The organism is Acetanaerobacterium sp. MSJ-12 (assembly GCF_018917875.1).
Lineage (GTDB): Bacteria > Bacillota > Clostridia > Oscillospirales > Ruminococcaceae > Bittarella > Bittarella massiliensis.
Window position 1 is genome coordinate 243,710 of record NZ_JAHLPK010000004.1, and the last position, 17,489, is coordinate 261,198.

The following is a 17,489-nucleotide window of genomic DNA, read 5'->3' on the forward strand; positions in this document are numbered from 1 at the left end:
TCACACCTCCGACACAAAGCGCTGCCGCGACCCGCTGAGGGTCTGCACCGCCGCCCGGGTGTACTGCCCGGTCAAACTCTCCAGCAGGGCGCTGTAGTTGTTGTACCCGCCGATGTTCCCCCGCCAGAGCTCCAACTTGGCCAGGGCGTAGTAGAGGTAGCACCCGGCGTAGCCGTCGTCCAGGGTGAGCTCGCTCTCGGGCGCAAGGGTGGGGGGCGGGCGGCGGTAGACCACCCGGGCCCTCTCCGCCCGCCGCCCCGCGGGGAGGAAGACCCCGTCGCTCGACTTGCAGGCCCGGCCGGTGCCGGGGGTCAGGGCCAGGGGGAGGCCGTCCACCTGCTGTACCATGTAGGGGCGCACCCCCGCGGGCAGCTCCACCCGCCCCTCGCCGTTTACCGGCAGCCACTCGCAGGCGATGCGCAGGGGGTCCTCGGCGCAGAGGCGGGCCTCGGCCTCCTGCAGCAGGGCGAGGATGGCGCTGTCAGGCAGGGTGGAGGGGTAGGCCTCCTTCACCCGGGCGATCATCTCCCGCGCCGTCACCGCAGCGAGCCCTCACAGCGGCCCATCAGCGCCCGGGCCGCCTGGCGCTGCCGCTCGGCGTCGCGCAGGGCCAGGGCCACGAACCGGGGCACCATCACCGACTCTCCCCGGCGGATGATCCAGGTCTTGCCGTTGACGATCACCACCGCGTCGTCCCGGTACTCCCCCCCGTCCCGAAAGAGGGTCACCGGCACCAGTTCCCGCAGAAAATCCCGCTTTGCCATCACAGCATCTCCCCTTCCCTGGCGGCGGAGGAACAGCTCTCCACCCGCACCAAAAAGGGCTCGCTGAGGATGGCGGCGGTCTTGGTGGCCTTCCAGCCCACGGTGGCCCGCTGGTCCAAGGGGTCGGCGCTGCCGGCGCTGCCCAACTGCTTGATGATGGTCTGCAGGCCGCCGCCCTCGACCTCGGTCACCCCGTAGGCGTTGGCCCCAAAGATGAGGGTGGCGTAGACGTCGGCCCCGCCGGCCCCGGCCTCCCCGCCAAAGACGGGGGTCCCGGCCGCGGCGGTGCAGGCCCTATCCAGGGTGAGGGCGCTGCCGCTCTGGGAGCGGACGGTGTAGCACTCCCCCCCGACGAGGATCTGGCGGCCAGTCAGGTCGTCAACAAGGCTCTCCTTGACGGTGAGGGCGGTCCCGCTGGCGCTGGCGACTTCCAGCTGCTCGCGGCCGTCCAGGGGCGGGGCCTGAAAGACCTTGGCCTCGGTGGTCTCCACAAACCGCACCCCAAAGAGGCGGCCGATCTCCCCGTCGTAGAGGTCCTTGGGGTCGTAGCTCTTGACCTGCTCCCAGAGGGGGTCGGCGGTGAGGTCGTGGGCCACGTTGGGGTGGATGATGGCGATGTAGCTGCCCTGGATGGGGGCGGCCAGGTTGTTTTTCAGGGCGGTGACCGCCCGCTTCACGTCCTCTACTGTGAGGTAGTCGTTCCCGCTCTCCGCCCCGCCCACCAGGGTGTGGCGGGCCAGCTTCTTCCCGGCGTAGAGGACGTTGTGCCCCCCGCAGATGACCTCGCGGGTGATCTGGTCCAGGGTGCGGCCGGCCTGGTCGCCCAAGATCTCCTGCGCCTCCAGCAGGTTCTGGTCGATGGCGGTCAAATCCAGCATGTCCGAGACGCTGACGTAGTCGCCATACTGGCTCACCGTGGCCGAGAGGGTGGACCAGTCCAGCTTCTGCCCCGCCGGGGTGACCCCCTCTTCCAGGGGCTTTTTGGCCGGGGGAAAGGGGTTCAGCTTGCGAAATTCCACCGTCTTCCCCCGGTTCTGGGGGATGGGCTTTTTCTGGGCGAACTGGTCGTGCACCAGCCACGGCTTGGCGTTACGAATGAGTTCTTTGTCGTAGTAGGTCTTCATCTGGGCCGAGAGGATCTCCTGGCCCTCCCCGGTCTGCGCCGTGGTGTTCACATGTTGCTCCATGTCGTCTTCCTCCTCGTGTCTGGGCGGCTGCCCGCCCGGTTGTCGTTCGTCCCCCTGCGATCTAGATGGCGCTCCCCTCCCCTCCTCGGTCTCGGCGGGCGCTAGAGGCGGATGCGCCGCCCCCGCTTCACCGCCCGGCTGATCTCCTCCAGCCGCTCATCTGTAAAGGCGGCGACATCCTCCCCCAAGACCCCGGCGGGGTCGCCCTCCAAGGCCCCCTCCCGCGGGCGGGCCGGGGGCTGTATCCTCTCCAGCACCCGCTCGGCGTAGCAGGCCAGGTAGCCCGCCAGGGGGGAGAGCCCCTGGGCCAGCAGGGAGACAAACTGCCGGTTGCCCGCCAGCTCCTCTAGCCCCACCCCCTCGGTGAGGGCGGGGGCCCGGCGGCAGACGGCCTCCCACTCGCCGGCAAAGGCCTCCTTGAACTCCTCCACCAGCTGGGGGCTGGGCAGTTCCAGCACCTCGTCCAGGCTGGTCACCCCCAGGTGCCGGGCCACCTCCTCCCCCCGGGCGGCCCACTGGGCACGCTCCTGCTCCAGGGCGGCATCCACCTCCTTGGCAAACTCCTCCTCGCTGCCAAACACCCGGTAGGGGGCGGCACTCCCCTGCAATCCCTCCTCGGCATTGCCCTCCGGGGCCGCCGTCTGGGTCACTCTCTCTTCGTCCATCTTCTCCTCCTTCTCCCCCGGCCCGCCGCACAGGGCGGGACCGGGGCTCTCTCTGTCAATGTCCGCCGGGGCGGGGTCCAGCGCAGGGCACGCTCTTTTCAGGCACCCCACCTTCTCTCTCACGGATTCTTCCCACACCCTCCGGCGAGCCTCTCCCCCGTCTGCCGGAGGACGAGGGGCACGGGGTACACTATCCCAGGCGGCACGCTTTTTCTTTCTCTCCAGCCTCTTTCCCCGCCTGTTGCCAGGACCTTTCCCCCCGTCCGCCAAAGGACGGGGGGCGCTGGGCACGCTCCCTCAGGTGGGGCGCTCTCTTCCCCCTATTGCCCTCTCTTCACCGACTGCCGTCAGGTCCCCCCTCCGCCTGCCGGAGAGGGTGGGGTGCCTTCTCTCATCTGACCTTCTTCTCCGTCTGTTGCCAGGGCCTTTCCCCCCACCCGCCAAAGGGCATGAGGCGCTGAGCACGCTCCCTCAGATGGGGCGCTTTCTTCCCCCTATGGTCCTCTCTCCTCCGCCCGCCGTCAGAGCCTTCTCACCGCCCGCTGGGGGGCTCGGGGCACAAGGCACACTTTCTCGGGCACTATGCCTTCTCCCACCCGCCGACCCCTTCCCTCGTCCTCCGTCAAAGCCCCTCTCCCGCCCGTCGAAGGGGCGAGGGGCGGGGAATGCTCTCTCTCGGGCGCTGCGTCTTCTCTCTTGCGGCACTCTTCCCCCGCCCGCCGCCAGGGCCCTTCACCCTCCTATCGAAGGGGGTGGGACACAGGGCACGCCTTCACGCGCACCGCGCTTTCGCCTTCTTCTCCCTGCCTCTTTTCCCATTTGTCGCCGGGTCCTCTCCCCCCGCCCGCCAAATGGCGCAGAGCGCGATCAATCCCCAAAAGCTGTTTTCCACACCGGACAAGGGCCCTTCCCCGCCTCTCCGCCCCTCTTTTAAAAAAGGGGCCAAGAGACACTAGAGGGCAATTTGCTCCTCAGCTGATTCCTCCGGGGCCGGGGGCGCATCCGCCGCCCCCACCCCGTCCAGCGCCTGGAGGATAGCCTCCTTCCCCTCCAGCGCCAAAGCCCGCACACAGGCCTTGGCCCCCTCGGCCCGCCCGGCCTCAAAGGCCCCCTGTTTGTACAGGTCCAACACCAGCTGATTGTGGGCGGCAGTGGTGAAGGGATTTTTCTTCTGGGCGGTGATCTTGATGTCCAGGTGGGGGGTCACCCGGGCCCCCTCCAGGGTCAGAAAGGCCCCGCCCACATAGAACAGCCGGGGCCCGGTGTAGAACTGGCGGATGAGCCAGACCATCTGCCCGATCACCTCCCGAAAGGCGCGGTAGCTGCCGGCGATCAGGTCGCGGGAGAGCTTGCTTCCCGCCTCCTGCAGGGCGACGATGGCCCCGTAGGCGGTCACCCCCCCGGCGACCCCGCCGGTCATAAAGTCCTTGTTCCCCAGCACGTCCTTGAGCTCGGCGATCTTCTGGTCCCGGTGGGCCTGCACAAAGCCGGGCAGCGGGACCGCCTGTAAGGGGCGCACCGCATTGTCGTCCACCGACAGGTCGCAGCCAATGAAGTTGCGGGAGAGGTCGGCCAGCGCCCCCTCGTCCACCCCGGCCCCGTTTTTTACCAGGAACCGCTGCCGCCCGGCAATCAGGGCGTTCTCCTCGATGAGGTAGTCCAGCCGATCGATGTAGCTCTGGGTGGAGCGGCCGATCTCGGCCATCCCCATCCCCAGGGGGGTGCCCGCTCGGGGGATGAAGGGGTCGAGCACAAAGGGGTACTGCCCGTGGTCGTAGAGCCCCCGCCCCCGGTAGGCGGGCTCGTCCTCCGAGCAGTAGAGCAGCCGCTCCCCCGAGAACTTGGCCAGCTGCACCGCCGTCTTTCCCCCCGGCAGGGGGCGCTTGTAATAGCAGTCCACCAGGACCACCTTCCCCTCCAGCTCCCGCTGGCCCTTGCCGGCAAAGTAGTCCCGGCAGGTGAGGGCGGACTGGGGCCACTCCCCCCCGTAGCGGCGCTGCGCCTCCTCCCGGGGCAGCAGCGAGAGGCAGAAGAGATAGGGCGAGTCCTGGATGCTGGCCGCCCCCGGGGCGAAATAGAGCCGCATCAACTCGATGTTTTTCACCTGGATCTCCTCGCGCTCGGGATCCCAAAACACCCCGTAGCAGCCGGTGCCCTGCTTGAGCTTGTACCACCACAGGTCGCTGTACACCCCCTCAAACCCCAGCTTGTCCAGCAGCACCGGCACCACCTGGCCCAGCAGTTCAGCGCCCTCCCTGTCCTCCGGCCGCCGGGGCAGAAAGAGGGGCACCGGGTAGTTGTCCATGGCGTCGGCGTGCTTGTTCCAGATGGCGTTGAGGAGGAAGGGGGTCTTGGGCTCCCGCCCGCTGAGCTGCCCCCTCTTGATGTACTTCCAGTGGTTGCCGCAAAAGTAGTCCTCGTTGACCAATACCTCCCGGTGAAACCCCTCCAGGCCGTCCCGATACCGGCGCAGCGCCCTGCGCATCTCCTGCAATCTCTCCAATTTCTCCGTTCCTCTCCTCTTTCTCGGCCCACCCGGTACCCGGAGGGACGTTTTCATCCGTCAGCGCCAGCCGCCCTCGTCGCGGGAACGGGTGGGGATCTCGGCACCGGCAGAGGGCCGCCTCCTCCGCTGTCAGGCGTCAGCCCCGCCCCAGTGATTGCGGCAGGACCGACACACCCCGCCGGCAAAACTTCCCCCCATCGAGACAACCTCTCGTCCGCCAGCCGGCCCAGAACCACCCTTTGCAGGTCCGCCTTTCCCTACCAAGCTGGGCGGTCCGCCCGGCAAAAGGGACCTCCGACAAAGTACACCCTCATCACAGAGCCGTTTCCCCACCGCGGCGACCTTCCCCTCTCCACAAGGGCATCGCGCACCTGATATCAGCACCCGCAGAGAGCGCCTCCCGCGCCGGGAAGGGCCGCTCTGTAAATGTTCTCTCTCAGCGGAGGGGCCGAGAAAATCGCCCCCCCACCCAACCCGGCGGCAGACAGGACCTATTCAATATTGAAAGACAGCATCCACTCTGTCCTCTCTCGCAAAAAGGGGTGTTCAGGGCCGCTGACAGCGAAGACAGCTCACCTCCACCATTCGGCCCGCCGCACACACAGCCCACTGAAAAAAACTCGCCTCTCCGCAGGGAAAAGGCGGCTGTTGACCCCCCAAAGGCAGACAGCCCACCAGCCCCTTTTCCTCGCAGCGCCGGCAAAGAGACGCGGTTAATGCCCTCCCACACCGCGCTGCTCCCACCGCGGCCGACACTACCCCGGCCAGACCGGCGTCCCGCCGATCATCATCGCGTCGTAGGGGCTGTTTCCCCGCAGCGGCGCGGGGTCGATCTCCAGCGGGCCGCCCCCCGGCGGATGGGGCGCGGCGGGGGGCGGCGGGGTGTAGAGGGGGTTTGCCATGCAGACATACCGCGCCTCGTCGTAGACGTGGTCCTCCTGGTCGCTGTCCACGTCCTCCGGCCGCAGGGGGTCGTAGCAGAGGGCGGGCAGGGTGCGGATAAAGGCCCGACAGCAGGAGAAGACATAGAGCCCCGCCAGCCCCTGCTCGTCGAAGCGGAGCCGGGCGTGCAGCTGCATCTTCCCCGGCAGGCGGCGGTTGTCCCCCTTTTCAAAGTAGAGACCCTCCCTGGCAAAGAGGGCGGCCACGCACCCGTCCTCCCCCCGGCTCTCGTCGAAGATGCTGGGGTCGGCCACCCCCACCATCCGCCGCCCCGCCAGGTTCTCCCGCTCAAAGGCCGCCACCTGCCGGGCCACCGTCCGCGGGTCCATCCGCAACCCCCGGTCCGCCTCCCCCGGGCGGCAGCCGTAGATCTCAAAGAAGCGGTAGAGCACCCCGTCGGGGGACTTGGCCCAGTACCCCACCGAAAAGGGGCGGGTGTACCCCCAGTCAAATCCCCGGTAAATCGGCCAGCCCGCCGGCAGGTCGAAGGGGTCGATGACGTGGCTGAACCGCCGGCTGCGGTACCCCGCTGCGTCGTCCCGAAACTCCTCGAACACCTGGCCCTCAAAGGCGTTCCAGTCCCCCAGCAGGAGGGCACGCCGCAAAGCCGGGGGCTTTTGCTCCAACTCCTCCCGGTATCCGGCAGCCAGATGGGGGTTGTCCGCCACGGTGGCGGGGATGTACTGGCGGGTCTGTCCCGCCTGCCCCCGCCCGTCCTTTCCGCCAAAGGCCCGCACCTCGCCCGGGGGCATGGGGTCGATGAACCGGGCCCGCACCCAGGCGTGCCCAACTCCGCCGGGGTTGGCGGTGCACCGCACCCGGGGGGAGACTCCCAAGCTGGCCTTGGCCCGCAGCCGGGTCTTCAGGTAGTTGTACTCCCCCTCGGTGAAGTGGGTCAGCTCGTCGATGTAGAGGCGGTTGATCTCCGCCCCCTGGTAGCGGTAGCAGTCGGCCATGCTCCGGCAGTGGCGAAAGTGGAGCACCGAGCCGTTTGGCAGCTCCAGGTCGTGGGTGGTCTGCCGCAGGTTGCCCATCCCCGGCGGCAGGGACTCCATCACCTCCCGCAGCAGGGTGTCCCGCAGCTCTGGGTAGGTGCGCCGAAAGAGGTAGCTGTGCACCCCCGGGTGCTCCAGGGCGTCCACCAGGGCCTCCATGGCGATGGCCTTGGTCTTTCCCCCGCCCGCCGCGCCGCCGTAGAGCACCTCAAAGGCAGCCGAGCGGTGAAAGGCGGCCTGCTTGGGGGTGGGGCGGTAGTCCAACGTCAGCTGCATTTCCCCTCCTTCGGCCGGGGCACCTGGTGGACCACCTCCACCCCGCCCGGCCGTCCCCCGCCGCCGAAGAGGTCGGGCAACAAAGCCCCCAGCAGAAAGGTCGTCATCTTCTCGCTGGGGGGCAGGTACCGCCGCTGCCGAACAAGCTCCACCCGCTCCCGCTCAAAGACCTTCTTGCCCCCCTCGTACTCCACCTCTTTCAGGGTCACCGGGCGCTCCTCCTCCACCCAGCGGCCGGTGGCCTGCTCCATCGCCGCCTGAAAGAGCCGCCCCTCGGCAGTGCGGCGGTTCTGCCGCAGGGCCTCTCCCAGGGCGGCGTCCCCTCTCGCCCGGGACCGCAGGGCCTTCTCCCCCACCCCCAGAGCACGGGCGATCTCCCCCAGCGTCGCCCCCCGGCTGGCCATCCCCCAGACTGCCCGCAGGTCCACCTCCTGCCCCTGCCCTTCTGGCGCGTTCTCCACTGCGTCCCCTCCTCTGTCCACTACAAAACAAAACCCATTCGATTTATTGCCGATCCGCAACTTCCAAAGGGCGTCTTTCCCCGGGCGAAAAAGGGTCTCTTCCCCTCTTCTCCAAAAGACGGCGAGGGCTTTTCAAGGTCTGTCCGGCGCCCCCGCAAAACCCGCTGTCCGTCCGCCCAGATCGCTCCTCCATCTCTCTGCCCCAATGCGCCTTCTCTCCGGTGGGCAACAGCGATCCACTCCAAGAAAAGGGGCCGATTTGTTCGCGATCCCCCAAGAGAAGCGCGCGACCCGCAGAAAAAGCTATTTCCCCCCGCAGGGCAACCGCATCAGCCTGTTCCACTGCACCTTCTTTCCGGTGGGCAGCGGCATCTCGCTCTGAAAAAGGGACCCGCTTATCCGCGATTTCCCTGAGCAAAGCGCACCACCCACAGAAAAACTGCCCTCTCTTTTCCTCGAGTAGCTGTGCCGCCCCCTTCCGCCGGGCCTTTCCCGCCGCTGCCATATCTCCCTGCCGCGCCGTTCAGAGACTATATCCACCACAAAACGAGCATCCTTTCTCCGCCGTGTCCCAGTCGCCGCGCGCCCCTGCAAAACCGGCCGCCTTCTTTTAAAGAGAGCCGCAGTCTCTCCGCACCGAACGGCCCGGCAGGCCCTTTCAAAATAGCCTGTACCTCGCCCCTCAAAAGCCAAATAGACGGATAAGGCGCAAAGGTGCGCTCCCTCCCCCTCTGCGTTCCCTCCTCCATCTCCTCGACGGAAAGCGCATAGTCATCGCCCGCCCGCACCTATACTCTCTGCCGCCTTGGAGTGGCAATATCGGCCATCCCAACCGCAAGGACTTCTCATTTTTGTAAAAGGGAGGATGCCCCTGTGTTGAAAAAATGCTTTTTCCCCGCCCCCATACCAACCCCTCGCCCGCCAATCGCCCAACAAAAAAGCCCGCAAAAACCGCCCTCTCGCCCCTCCCCCCAGAGTCACCCTCTGAAAACCGCACCGTCGCCCCTTTCGCACCCGGCGCGCAACTCTCCACCTTCACAAAAGGGGGGCGCCTTCACCTGCCCCACCATCCCGCCGCAGCATCTCCCTCCCCGCAACAAAAACCAAAAATTTAATTCTTTTAAGCAACTATATTATCCCATTATCGTTTCTTAAAGTCAACGATTCGGAGAGCATTGGACGCCCTGCACCGCTTTCTCCCCCTGCAAACCCGTCCCCCTTCCCACTTCGTTTCGCTTTTCTGCAAAAACATACGAAAAATCGTTGCATATTTGCAAAAAACCTGCTACACTGTGGGTATCCTGGGGGAATTGAAGAAAGCGTTCCCCTCATTCCCGGCGGGCTTTGTTCCCGCCCTTGGAGGAGTGTCCTATGACCATCAACGAAAAAATCAAAAACCGGCGTCTGGAACTCGGCCTCTCCCTCGAGGATGTGGCCCAGAAACTGGGCGTCGCCAAGAGCACCGTCTACCGCTATGAGACCGAGGAGATCAAGAACATGGGCGCCGACAAGATCGCCGCCCTGGCGCGGGTCCTGCAGCTCTCCCCCGGCTATCTCATGGGGTGGGAGGGCAAAGACAGCAACCTCTACTACCACTTCAAATCCATGACCGAAGATTTGGACCTGTCCGAGGACGACATCGACTTTCTCGTCACCATGGCCCAGAAGATCGCCCGCAAAAAGGGCGAGGGTGGCGGCGATGCCGGGGCCTGAGGCGATTCGCGGCCGCCAGAGCCTCTACCGCCGGGTGGACGAGATCCGCAGCCAACTCCCCGCCGGGGACCTGCTCTACACCGCCCAAACCCTCATCCCCGTCTACTTTCACCCCTTTGACGGGCGCTGTCTGGGCGCCATGATCATGGGGGAGGACTGCATCCTCGTCAACTCCTCCTACCCCCGCACCGCCCAGCGGTTCTCTCTGGCCCACGAAATGATCCACCTCTTCCTGCACATCCGCCCGCACGCCCCCCGCAGCCGGTGGGACGAGTGGCAGGCCAACGAGGGGGCGGCCCAGCTGCTGGTCCCCTACCAGAGCTTTCTGCCCGAGGTGGCCCGCCGCCGCATCCTCTACACCCAGGACCGCCCCGCCCTGGAACGGCTGCTGGCAAAGCGCTACGGGGTCAGCCCCACGGTGATCCGCAACCGCTTTTCCGACCTGCGCGCCCCGCTGGAAAACCATCTGGCCGGCTGCCCGCTGGAACAGGTGTTTGCCCCCTGTGGCAGGGCGCTGCGGCCCGCCAGCGGCAATATCGACGTCTACCGCTGACCCCCCTTTAAAAGAGGGCCCGCCCCGCCAGCGGCGCAGCCAATCGCCCCGACAACACCCACCGCCAGTGCCGGCCCGCACACCGGCCCCAGAGGGGAGGAGACCGTCCCGTGACACCGTCCATCGACCGCGCCGAAGCGGCGGCCTTTTCCGGCTACCGGCCGGAGAAGTTCCCCTTCCCCTACACCCCCGACAGCCCGGCCTACCGCGCCCTGCGGGAGGGCCTCTACCGCGCCGTGACCACCGCCTGTCAAAGGGGGCAGCACACCTTCCTCTGCGGGATGGCCACCGGCTTTGACACCCTGGCGGGGCTGCAGGTCCTCAAGGCGCGGGGGGCGGGGTATGGGGCGCAGCTGGTCTGCGCCGTCCCCTATGCCGGGGTGGCCGACCACTGGCCCCGGCCGGACCGGTACGCCTTTGACCACCTCTGCCGGGAGGCAAGCGCGGTCATCACCCTCTCCCCCCGCTACTTCACCGGCTGTTTTCACGCCCGCAACCGCTGGCTAATCGACCACGCCGGGCTGCTCATCTGCTACCACTGCGGGGTGCCCGGCGGCACCGCCTACACCGTCCGCTACGCCAAGAGCAAGGGCGTCCCCATCCAAAACCTGGCCGAAGAGGGGCCGGAGCAGCTGCACTTTTAGCACCGGACCCGGGCATCGGCAAAAAAGGAGCGATTGCGGATGCACCCGTCCTTTGTTGGGCCGCAAACGGCAACAACCGCGCTGCCTCCCCAGATGGCGCTGAACTCCCCCCTCACCGGGCTGGCTCTGCCCCGCCTGTAAAGGGGGTAAAAGGGCAGGGTCGCCAATCGGATTTCCGATACAGCCTTCTTCGGCGCGCGGCGCCGGTGTCGAACGGGCATTTTCCCGCTGTCCTTTCCCCCTTTTGTGAGCTCCTCTCTCATCAAATGCGCCCCGATCCCCGCGTCCTTCCCTCCGCCAAAGTCGAGTCGGGCGCAGGGGGCGCTGTCAGCCCTCTTGACCCTCTGTTCGCCACTCTCCCCCCTCCCGGGGAACACTCCGGCGCACAGCATACGACCGATCTGTCCCCGGCATTTGGATCCATCTCCCTACATGAACGGCGACTCATCTGCTCCCTGCTCAGCAGCCGGCTTCGGCATCTCCGCCAGTTGTGCGGACAGTCACAGAAAAGCCCAAGCTTCCCCTGCCCTTCTGGCACTCCGCGGGCCAACCGGACCAACACCTTCGCTGTTTTCGTCTGCAAAAGACACCATTTCACCCCTTTGTAGACGCGTGTCCCCCCTTTCCCCTGCGAAGAGCAGCGGCGATGTGGGCACAGCCGCGGGAGGGAGGGGCAACACAGGTCATTCCCGCGCAGCCGGTGCAAAGGCGGACCGGTGGTCGCTCCCCCCATCGCAGAGGGACCGTTCTCCCGCCCGAGACAGCGTTCTGTCCATTTTCGTCTTGCCGGGTCGGGCGAAAACCTGTTTCTCCCGCAGTCCGCAGCGGAGAGACTCCCCCATCTGGCTGCCGATTCTCCTCTTCCCCAACCGTCGGACCGCTCAAAAGACGTTCTACCCGTCTAACCCCTCCTGCCTCGCAAAAGAGAGGGCCCTTCCCAGTGGGAAGGGCTCTCTCTTTTTTTGTTTTCTCCCTCTACTCCAGCTCAAACTGGCCGGTGTAGAGCTGATAGTACTTGCCCTTTTGGGCCAACAGCTCGTCGTGGCTGCCCCGCTCGATGATCTCGCCGTGCTCCAGCACCATGATGCAGTTGGAGTTGCGGACGGTGGAGAGCCGGTGGGCGATGACAAAGACGGTGCGCCCCTGCATCAACCGGTCCATCCCCTTTTCGATCAGGGCCTCGGTGCGGGTGTCGATGGAGGAAGTGGCCTCGTCGAGGATCAGCACAGGCGGGTTGGCCACCGCCGCCCGGGCGATGGCCAGCAGCTGCCGCTGCCCCTGGGAGAGGTTGGCCCCGTCGGAGTGGAGCATGGTGTCGTACCCCTGGGGCAGGTGGCGGATGAAGCCGTCGGCGTTGGCCAGCTTGGCCGCCTCCTCCACCTGCTCGTCGCTGGCGTGGAGGTTGCCGTAGCGGATGTTCTCCCGCACCGTGCCGGTGAACAGGTGGGTGTCCTGCAGCACCATGGCCAGGCTGCGGCGGAGGTCGGCCTTCTTGATTTTGCCGATGTTGATGCCGTCGTAGCGGATCTTGCCGTCGGGCACGTCGTAAAAGCGGTTGATGAGGTTGGTGATGGTGGTCTTGCCCGCGCCGGTGGAGCCCACAAAGGCGAGCTTTTGCCCGGGATTGGCGTAGAGGCTCACGTGGTTGAGAACGGTCTTTTTCTCGTCGTAGCCAAAGGTCACGTCGTCAAACTGCACGTCCCCCCGCAGCCAGGTGTAGGTCAGGGTGCCGTCGCCGTGAGGGTGCTTCCAGGCCCATTTGCCGGTGTGGTGGTCGCACTCCACGATCTCGCCGTTCGGCCCCTCCTCGGCAAAGACCAGCTGCACATAGCCGTCGTCGGCCTCGGGCTCCTCGTCGATGACCTCGAAGATCCGCTCGGCCCCGGCCAGGGCGGCGAGGATGACGTTGAACTGCTGGGAAATCATGGTGATGGGGTGGGAGAAGGAGCGGGTGTACTGCAGGAAAGAGGCTACCGACCCCAGATCCATCCCCCCGGTGATCACCAGGAACGCGCCCACCGCGGCGGTCATGGCGTAGTTGACGTAGGAGAGGTTGCCCATGATGGGCATCAGGATGTTGGCAAAGGTGTTGGCGTTGGTAGCCGCCTGGCGGAGGTTCTCATTGCGGCGGGCAAACTCGCCCTTGACCTCCTCCTCGTGGCAGAACACCTTGACCACCTTCTGGCCCTCGATCATCTCCTCGATGTAGCCGTTGACGCTTCCCAGCTCCTTTTGCTGCAGCTTGTAGAAGTGGGCGCTGCGCTTGGTGACGAACTTGATAACCAGAAACATCACCACCAGCATGGCCACGATCAGCAGCGTCAGCAGGGGGCTGAGCACCAGCATCATGGTGAAGGTGCCCACCACCGTCACCGTGGAGGTGATGAGCTGGGTGACCCCCATGGTGAGGGCCTCCCGCAGGGTGTCCACGTCGTTGGTGAAGCGGCTCATGGTCTCGCCGTGGGTGCGGGTGTCAAAGTAGCGGATGGGCAGGTCCTGCAGGTGCTCAAACAGGTCTCTGCGGATCTCGTTGAGGGTGCCGGTGGAGACCAGCATCATCATCCGGTTGGTGGCAAAGGTGCAGGCCGCCCCGCAGAGGTAGACCGCCCCCATGGTGCACAGCAGCCGGATCAGAGGGCCGAAGTTGGGGTTGGTCGCCCCGATGAGGGGGATGATCCCCTCGTTGATGACCGGCTTGAGCAGGTAGTTGCCCACCACCCCGGCCCCCGAGCTGACGGCCACGGTGAAGAGCACCAACAGCAGCATCCACTTGCGGTGGAGCATGTAGCCGAAGATGCGGCCCAGGGTCTTTTTGGCGTCTTTGGGTTTTTGAAAATTGGTGCGCGGTCTTGGCATCCTAGGCCACCCCCTTCTGCTGGGACTCGTAGACGTCCCGGTAAATGTCGCTTGTCTTCATCAGTTCGTCGTGGGTCCCCACGGCCGCGATCTTCCCGCCGTCCATGACGATGATCTGGTCGCAGTCGCAGACCGAGGTGATCCGCTGGGCGATGATGATCTTGGTGGTCCCCGCCAGATCGGTGGCGAAGGCCTGGCGGATCCTGGCGTCGGTGGCGGTGTCCACGGCGCTGGTGGAGTCGTCCAAAATGAGGATCTTCGGCTTTTTCAGCAGCGCCCGGGCAATGCAGAGGCGCTGTTTCTGCCCGCCGGAGACGTTGACGCCCCCCTGCCCCAGATCGGTGTCGTACCCGTCGGGGAAGGACTGCACAAAGTCGTCGGCCTGGGCGGCCCGGGCGGCGGCCACGATCTCCTCGTCGCTGGCCTCCCCGTCGCCCCACTTCAGGTTGTCGCGGATGGTGCCGGAGAAGAGGACGTTTTTCTGCAGCACCATCCCCACGGCCTGGCGCAGATCGGCGATCTTGTAGTCGCGCACGTCCCGGCCGCCCACCAGGATGCGGCCCTCGCTCACGTCGTAGAGGCGGGGGATCAGCTGCACCAGGGTGCTCTTGGCGCTGCCGGTGCCGCCGATGATCCCCACCATCTGCCCGGAGGAGATGTGGAGGTCGATCCCCTCGAGCACCTTTTCGGAAGCGTCTTTATTGTACTTGAAGGAGACGTTTTCAAAGTCGATGGAGCCGTCGGCCGCCTTCACCTCGCCGCTGCCGTCCCGGATGTCCGGCTCCTCGGCCAGCACGTCGGAGATGCGCTGCAGGGAGGCCCGGCTCATCACCAGGCCGACAAAGACGTTGGCGATCATCATCAGGGACATGAGGATCTGGTTGACATAGCTGACAAAGCTGATGAGCTCGCCCGTCTGCATGCTGCCCACCACGATCTTCTGCCCGCCGAACCAGAGGATGGCCACGATGCAGCTGTAGATGGTCAGCTGCATCACCGGCATGTTCCAGTTGAGGATCCGCTCGGCCTTGCGCTGGGCGGCGGTGAGGGCGTCGTTGGCGTCTTTGAACTTGCCCTTTTCAAACTCGGAGCGGGCGAAGGCCTTCACCACCCGGATGGCGATGAGGTTTTCCTGCACCGAGCCGTTGAGGTTGTCGTAGCGGTCGAGCATCTTGCGGAACTGGGGGTAGGCCTTGACGGCGATCAGGGCCAGCAGGCTGGCGAGGATGGGGATGGCCACCAGGAACACCAGGGCCAGCTCCCCGTTGATCTGCACCGCCATGATGGTGGCCCCCACCAGCATCACCGGGGCGCGCACCAACATGCGGATGGTCATCATAAAGGCCATCTGGATGGTCTGCACGTCGGTGGTCAGCCGGGTGATGAGGGAGGCGGTGCTGAATTTGTCCACGTTGGCAAAGGAGAAGGACTGCACCTTCTCGAACAGCCCCCGCCGCAGCTCGCTGCCAAAGCCCATGCCGGCCATGGAGGCAAAGCGGGAGCTGGTGGCCCCAAAGCAGAGCCCCAGCAGCGCCATCAGCACCATCATCCCCCCGGTGCGCAGCACGTAGTCCATGTCGCCGGTGCCAATGCCCACGTCCACGATTTTGGACATGTAGTAGGGGATGCGGATCTCCAGCAGCACCTCGAAGATGACCGAGATGGGTGCCAGGATCATGTATAACAGATATTTTTTCGTGTAGGGTGTCAGTTGTTTAACCATCCTTTTCCTCCTCTTGTTGTACTTGGTGGCGCAGGGAGCGGGCGGTGTCCATCAGCTCCCGCCAGGGGCGGTCGCGGTACTCGCTGCCCAGGTTGTCGATCATCCGGTCCAAATGGCCCTGCAGCTCCTCCAGCTCCTGTGGGGTGAAGCCGGCAAACAGCCGCTCGTCCACCTGGTCAAAGGCCGCCCGGCTGGAGGCGGCGTAAGCCCGCCCCTTCTCGGTGACGTGCAGCCGGGTGCAGCGCAGGTCCTCGGGGTCGCTGCGCTTCTCCACCAGCCCGTGCTTTTGCAGCCGCTTCACCGAGGTGGCGATGGAGGGGGCGGAGATGCGCATCCACGAGGCCAGCTCCTTCTGGGTGCAGAGGTCGTGGTCCATGATGTTTTCGAGGATAGGCAGCTGCCCGAAGTAGAGGCCGTTTTCCAGCGCGGCCCGGCTGAGGTAGATGCGGTGGAGCACGTGCAGCCGGTTGATCCGCCAGACAATGTTCCTGAGTTCGTCTCCCATGAGTCTCCCCTTTCCTGGCAGAGCGGCCGCCTCCCCCTTCAGCCGATGGAAGAAGGGGATCGCCGCGCCGCCACTATTTTGCCAGCTAAATATAAATCAGTTAACCATTAACCAACTAATTATTAGTTTATGCGCGATCCTCCAAAATGTCAACCGCTTTTTGTCGCTCTTTTTCCCCTCTCCCCACCAGAATCGACAAAAAGAGGGCCAAATTTTTGGAGACCCTCTCCCCTCTATCTGTGCTATACTGTTTAGGAATATGAACCCAATCTCCGCCGCTGCCCGGCGGAATTTTTAGGAGGTAACGCCACCATGGACAGAAAACAGTACGACAGCGCCGGCGCACGCCAGAGCCGCTACACCCCCGAATTCGGCAGAGTGATCCTGCAGAACATGGCCGCCCCCAAAATCAGCGAGGTCATCCCCGCGGAGGAGCTGTTGGCCGTTCACAGGGTCTACATCACCGGCTGCGGCGACTCCTACCTGGCCGGGCTCTCGGCCCTGCCGGCCTTCCAGGCCCTGTCGGGGGTCAAGTGCACCGCCATCAAGGCCACCGATTTTGCCCGCCACCTCCCCGCCGGCAAGATCGAGGGGGTCCTGGTCATCGGCATCAGCATCTCGGGCACCGTCAGCCGGGTGGCCGAGTGCCTGCAGCGGGCGGTGAAGCACGGCGGGGTCGCCCTGGCCATCTCCGACAACCCCGAGTCGCCGGTGGCCACCTCCGCCAACTACGTCCTCCCCCTGGGGATGCCCCAGCTCGAGCCCGCCCCCGGGGTCTGCTCCTACGTGGCCTCCACCCTGGCGCTGTTCTGCCTGGCCCACCACATCGGCCGGGTCAACGGCTCCAACAATCTCACCCACGAGCAGTTCACCGCCTGCATCACCGCGCATCTCGACCAGGCGGCCGCCGCCCTGCCCGCAATGGAGGAGGCCTGCTTCGCCGCCGCCCAGGACCTGCAGGACTGCCGCGCCTTCGACTTTGTCTCCGACGGGGAGAGCCGCTCCACCGCCGTCTTCGGCCAGGCCAAGATGGTGGAGTTCTTCGGCGGCCTCGTCACCGGGGACGACTGCGAGGACTGGTGCCACATCAACTACTTCACCGAGGAGCCCTCCACCCTGGGCACCTTCATCACCATCTTCGCCGACTCGCCCTCCCTCTCCCGCACCAGGGAGCTGGTGCAGTGCGCGGTGAACATCGGCCGCAAGGTCTATGTCATCACCGACTGCGCCCCCGGCACCTTTGCCGAGGGGGCCCACATCATCGCCCTGCCCACCCCCGAACACACCTGGGTGCGGCCCATTGTCAGTCACCTGCCCTACGACTTCATCGGCGACTTCATCTCCGAGCTCAAGGGCGCTCCCCCCTTCCGCGCCTACGAGGGGGCCGTCTGGCGCACCCCCGAGGGCTCTTCCCACATCCGCGACAGCGAGATCGTGGTGCTGTAACCCCTTCTTTTAAAATCGACCGCCGGCACAGGGCGGGCCTCCGGGCCCGCCCTGTGCCTTTTTGTCCCCTTTTTCACTGGCAAAAAGCGGAAAAATTTAAAAGGATAGGCAGATGCAAACAGAGGGGCGCAGACGCCCCGAATGCGCGCGAATGGTTTTTGTTTGGCACCCCCCTTGTCAACTTTTGGCGAATCTTGTATACTGTATAAAAAGTGTGCTTTTTCGTTTGATGTATTTGGGCGAAAATCCACAA

14 protein-coding genes are annotated in these 17,489 nt (G+C 65.4%); 4 read left to right on the plus strand and 10 right to left on the minus strand.

All coding sequences use genetic code 11. The features are described from left to right. From KQI11_RS06485 to KQI11_RS06515, 7 genes are all read right to left on the minus strand, one after another. On the minus strand, positions 1-540 hold the full coding sequence (locus KQI11_RS06485; protein WP_216401528.1) for a phage adaptor protein: 540 nt from the start codon (positions 538-540) through the stop codon (positions 1-3). Continuing rightward, a complete protein-coding gene (locus KQI11_RS06490; protein ID WP_216401529.1) occupies positions 537-764 on the minus strand; it encodes a hypothetical protein in 228 nt (75 codons plus the stop codon). Before KQI11_RS06490 ends, KQI11_RS06485 begins: the two co-directional genes overlap by 4 nt. Next, a complete protein-coding gene (locus tag KQI11_RS13230; RefSeq protein WP_286172592.1) occupies positions 764-1,951 on the minus strand; it encodes a N4-gp56 family major capsid protein in 1,188 nt (395 codons plus the stop codon). The genes KQI11_RS06490 and KQI11_RS13230 overlap by 1 nt, the downstream gene beginning before the upstream one ends. 101 nt (positions 1,952-2,052) lie before the next feature. Then, positions 2,053-2,616 (minus strand): hypothetical protein, encoded by a 564-nt coding sequence (locus tag KQI11_RS06500; RefSeq protein WP_216401530.1) that lies wholly within the window; start codon positions 2,614-2,616, stop codon positions 2,053-2,055. A 952-nt stretch (positions 2,617-3,568) separates the two neighbouring features. Beyond that, positions 3,569-5,119: a hypothetical protein gene (locus KQI11_RS06505; RefSeq protein WP_216401531.1), complete on the minus strand. Its 1,551-nt coding sequence runs from the start codon at positions 5,117-5,119 to the stop codon at positions 3,569-3,571. Positions 5,120-5,877: 758 nt separating this feature from the next. Next, positions 5,878-7,335 carry a phage terminase large subunit gene (locus KQI11_RS06510; RefSeq protein WP_216401532.1) on the minus strand — a complete coding sequence of 486 codons (1,458 nt, stop codon included), beginning with the start codon at positions 7,333-7,335 and terminating at the stop codon, positions 5,878-5,880. Then, positions 7,326-7,796 carry a hypothetical protein gene (locus KQI11_RS06515; RefSeq protein WP_216401533.1) on the minus strand — a complete coding sequence of 157 codons (471 nt, stop codon included), beginning with the start codon at positions 7,794-7,796 and terminating at the stop codon, positions 7,326-7,328. The genes KQI11_RS06510 and KQI11_RS06515 overlap by 10 nt, the downstream gene beginning before the upstream one ends. A gap of 1,371 nt (positions 7,797-9,167) precedes the next feature. Between KQI11_RS06515 and KQI11_RS06520 the strand changes: the two genes are divergently transcribed. From KQI11_RS06520 to KQI11_RS06530, 3 genes are all read left to right on the plus strand, one after another. Next, entirely contained in the window at positions 9,168-9,509 is a 342-nt protein-coding gene (locus tag KQI11_RS06520; protein WP_021660563.1) for a helix-turn-helix domain-containing protein, read from the plus strand. Continuing rightward, a complete protein-coding gene (locus KQI11_RS06525; protein ID WP_185914630.1) occupies positions 9,496-10,062 on the plus strand; it encodes an ImmA/IrrE family metallo-endopeptidase in 567 nt (188 codons plus the stop codon). Before KQI11_RS06520 ends, KQI11_RS06525 begins: the two co-directional genes overlap by 14 nt. A 110-nt stretch (positions 10,063-10,172) precedes the next feature. Continuing rightward, positions 10,173-10,706 carry an SLOG family protein gene (locus tag KQI11_RS06530; protein WP_216401534.1) on the plus strand — a complete coding sequence of 178 codons (534 nt, stop codon included), beginning with the start codon at positions 10,173-10,175 and terminating at the stop codon, positions 10,704-10,706. 975 nt (positions 10,707-11,681) lie between these two features. Here KQI11_RS06530 and KQI11_RS06535 read toward each other — a convergent pair. From KQI11_RS06535 to KQI11_RS06545, 3 genes are read right to left on the minus strand one after another with little or no spacing between them, the layout of a single operon-like run. Then, entirely contained in the window at positions 11,682-13,562 is a 1,881-nt protein-coding gene (locus KQI11_RS06535; protein ID WP_185914626.1) for an ABC transporter ATP-binding protein, read from the minus strand. Between the two features lies 1 nt (position 13,563). Continuing rightward, the gene (locus KQI11_RS06540) at positions 13,564-15,285 is read right to left on the minus strand and encodes an ABC transporter ATP-binding protein (protein WP_216401535.1); all 1,722 of its coding nucleotides are present in this window, start codon (positions 15,283-15,285) and stop codon (positions 13,564-13,566) included. After that, the gene (locus tag KQI11_RS06545) at positions 15,278-15,790 is read right to left on the minus strand and encodes a MarR family winged helix-turn-helix transcriptional regulator (RefSeq protein WP_185914622.1); all 513 of its coding nucleotides are present in this window, start codon (positions 15,788-15,790) and stop codon (positions 15,278-15,280) included. The genes KQI11_RS06540 and KQI11_RS06545 overlap by 8 nt, the downstream gene beginning before the upstream one ends. A gap of 312 nt (positions 15,791-16,102) precedes the next feature. Here KQI11_RS06545 and KQI11_RS06550 point away from each other — a divergent pair, with 312 nt between their 5' ends. Next, complete coding sequence (locus KQI11_RS06550; RefSeq protein ID WP_216401536.1) at positions 16,103-17,236, plus strand: SIS domain-containing protein; 1,134 nt, start codon at positions 16,103-16,105, stop codon at positions 17,234-17,236. The last annotated feature ends 253 nt before the right edge of the window (positions 17,237-17,489 follow it).

Bases quoted from the DNA above. Each gene is read 5' to 3' on its own strand.
- KQI11_RS06490 (WP_216401529.1), bottom strand. From the start codon at position 764: ATGGCAAAGCGGGATTTTCTGCGGGAACTGGTGCCGGTGACCCTCTTT.
- KQI11_RS13230 (WP_286172592.1), bottom strand. From the start codon at position 1,951: ATGGAGCAACATGTGAACACCACGGCGCAGACCGGGGAGGGCCAGGAG.
- KQI11_RS06500 (WP_216401530.1), bottom strand. From the start codon at position 2,616: ATGGACGAAGAGAGAGTGACCCAGACGGCGGCCCCGGAGGGCAATGCC.
- KQI11_RS06510 (WP_216401532.1), bottom strand. From the start codon at position 7,335: ATGCAGCTGACGTTGGACTACCGCCCCACCCCCAAGCAGGCCGCCTTT.
- KQI11_RS06520 (WP_021660563.1), top strand. From the start codon at position 9,168: ATGACCATCAACGAAAAAATCAAAAACCGGCGTCTGGAACTCGGCCTC.
- KQI11_RS06525 (WP_185914630.1), top strand. From the start codon at position 9,496: ATGCCGGGGCCTGAGGCGATTCGCGGCCGCCAGAGCCTCTACCGCCGG.
- KQI11_RS06535 (WP_185914626.1), bottom strand. From the start codon at position 13,562: ATGCCAAGACCGCGCACCAATTTTCAAAAACCCAAAGACGCCAAAAAG.
- KQI11_RS06540 (WP_216401535.1), bottom strand. From the start codon at position 15,285: ATGGTTAAACAACTGACACCCTACACGAAAAAATATCTGTTATACATG.
- KQI11_RS06545 (WP_185914622.1), bottom strand. From the start codon at position 15,790: ATGGGAGACGAACTCAGGAACATTGTCTGGCGGATCAACCGGCTGCAC.
- KQI11_RS06550 (WP_216401536.1), top strand. From the start codon at position 16,103: ATGGACAGAAAACAGTACGACAGCGCCGGCGCACGCCAGAGCCGCTAC.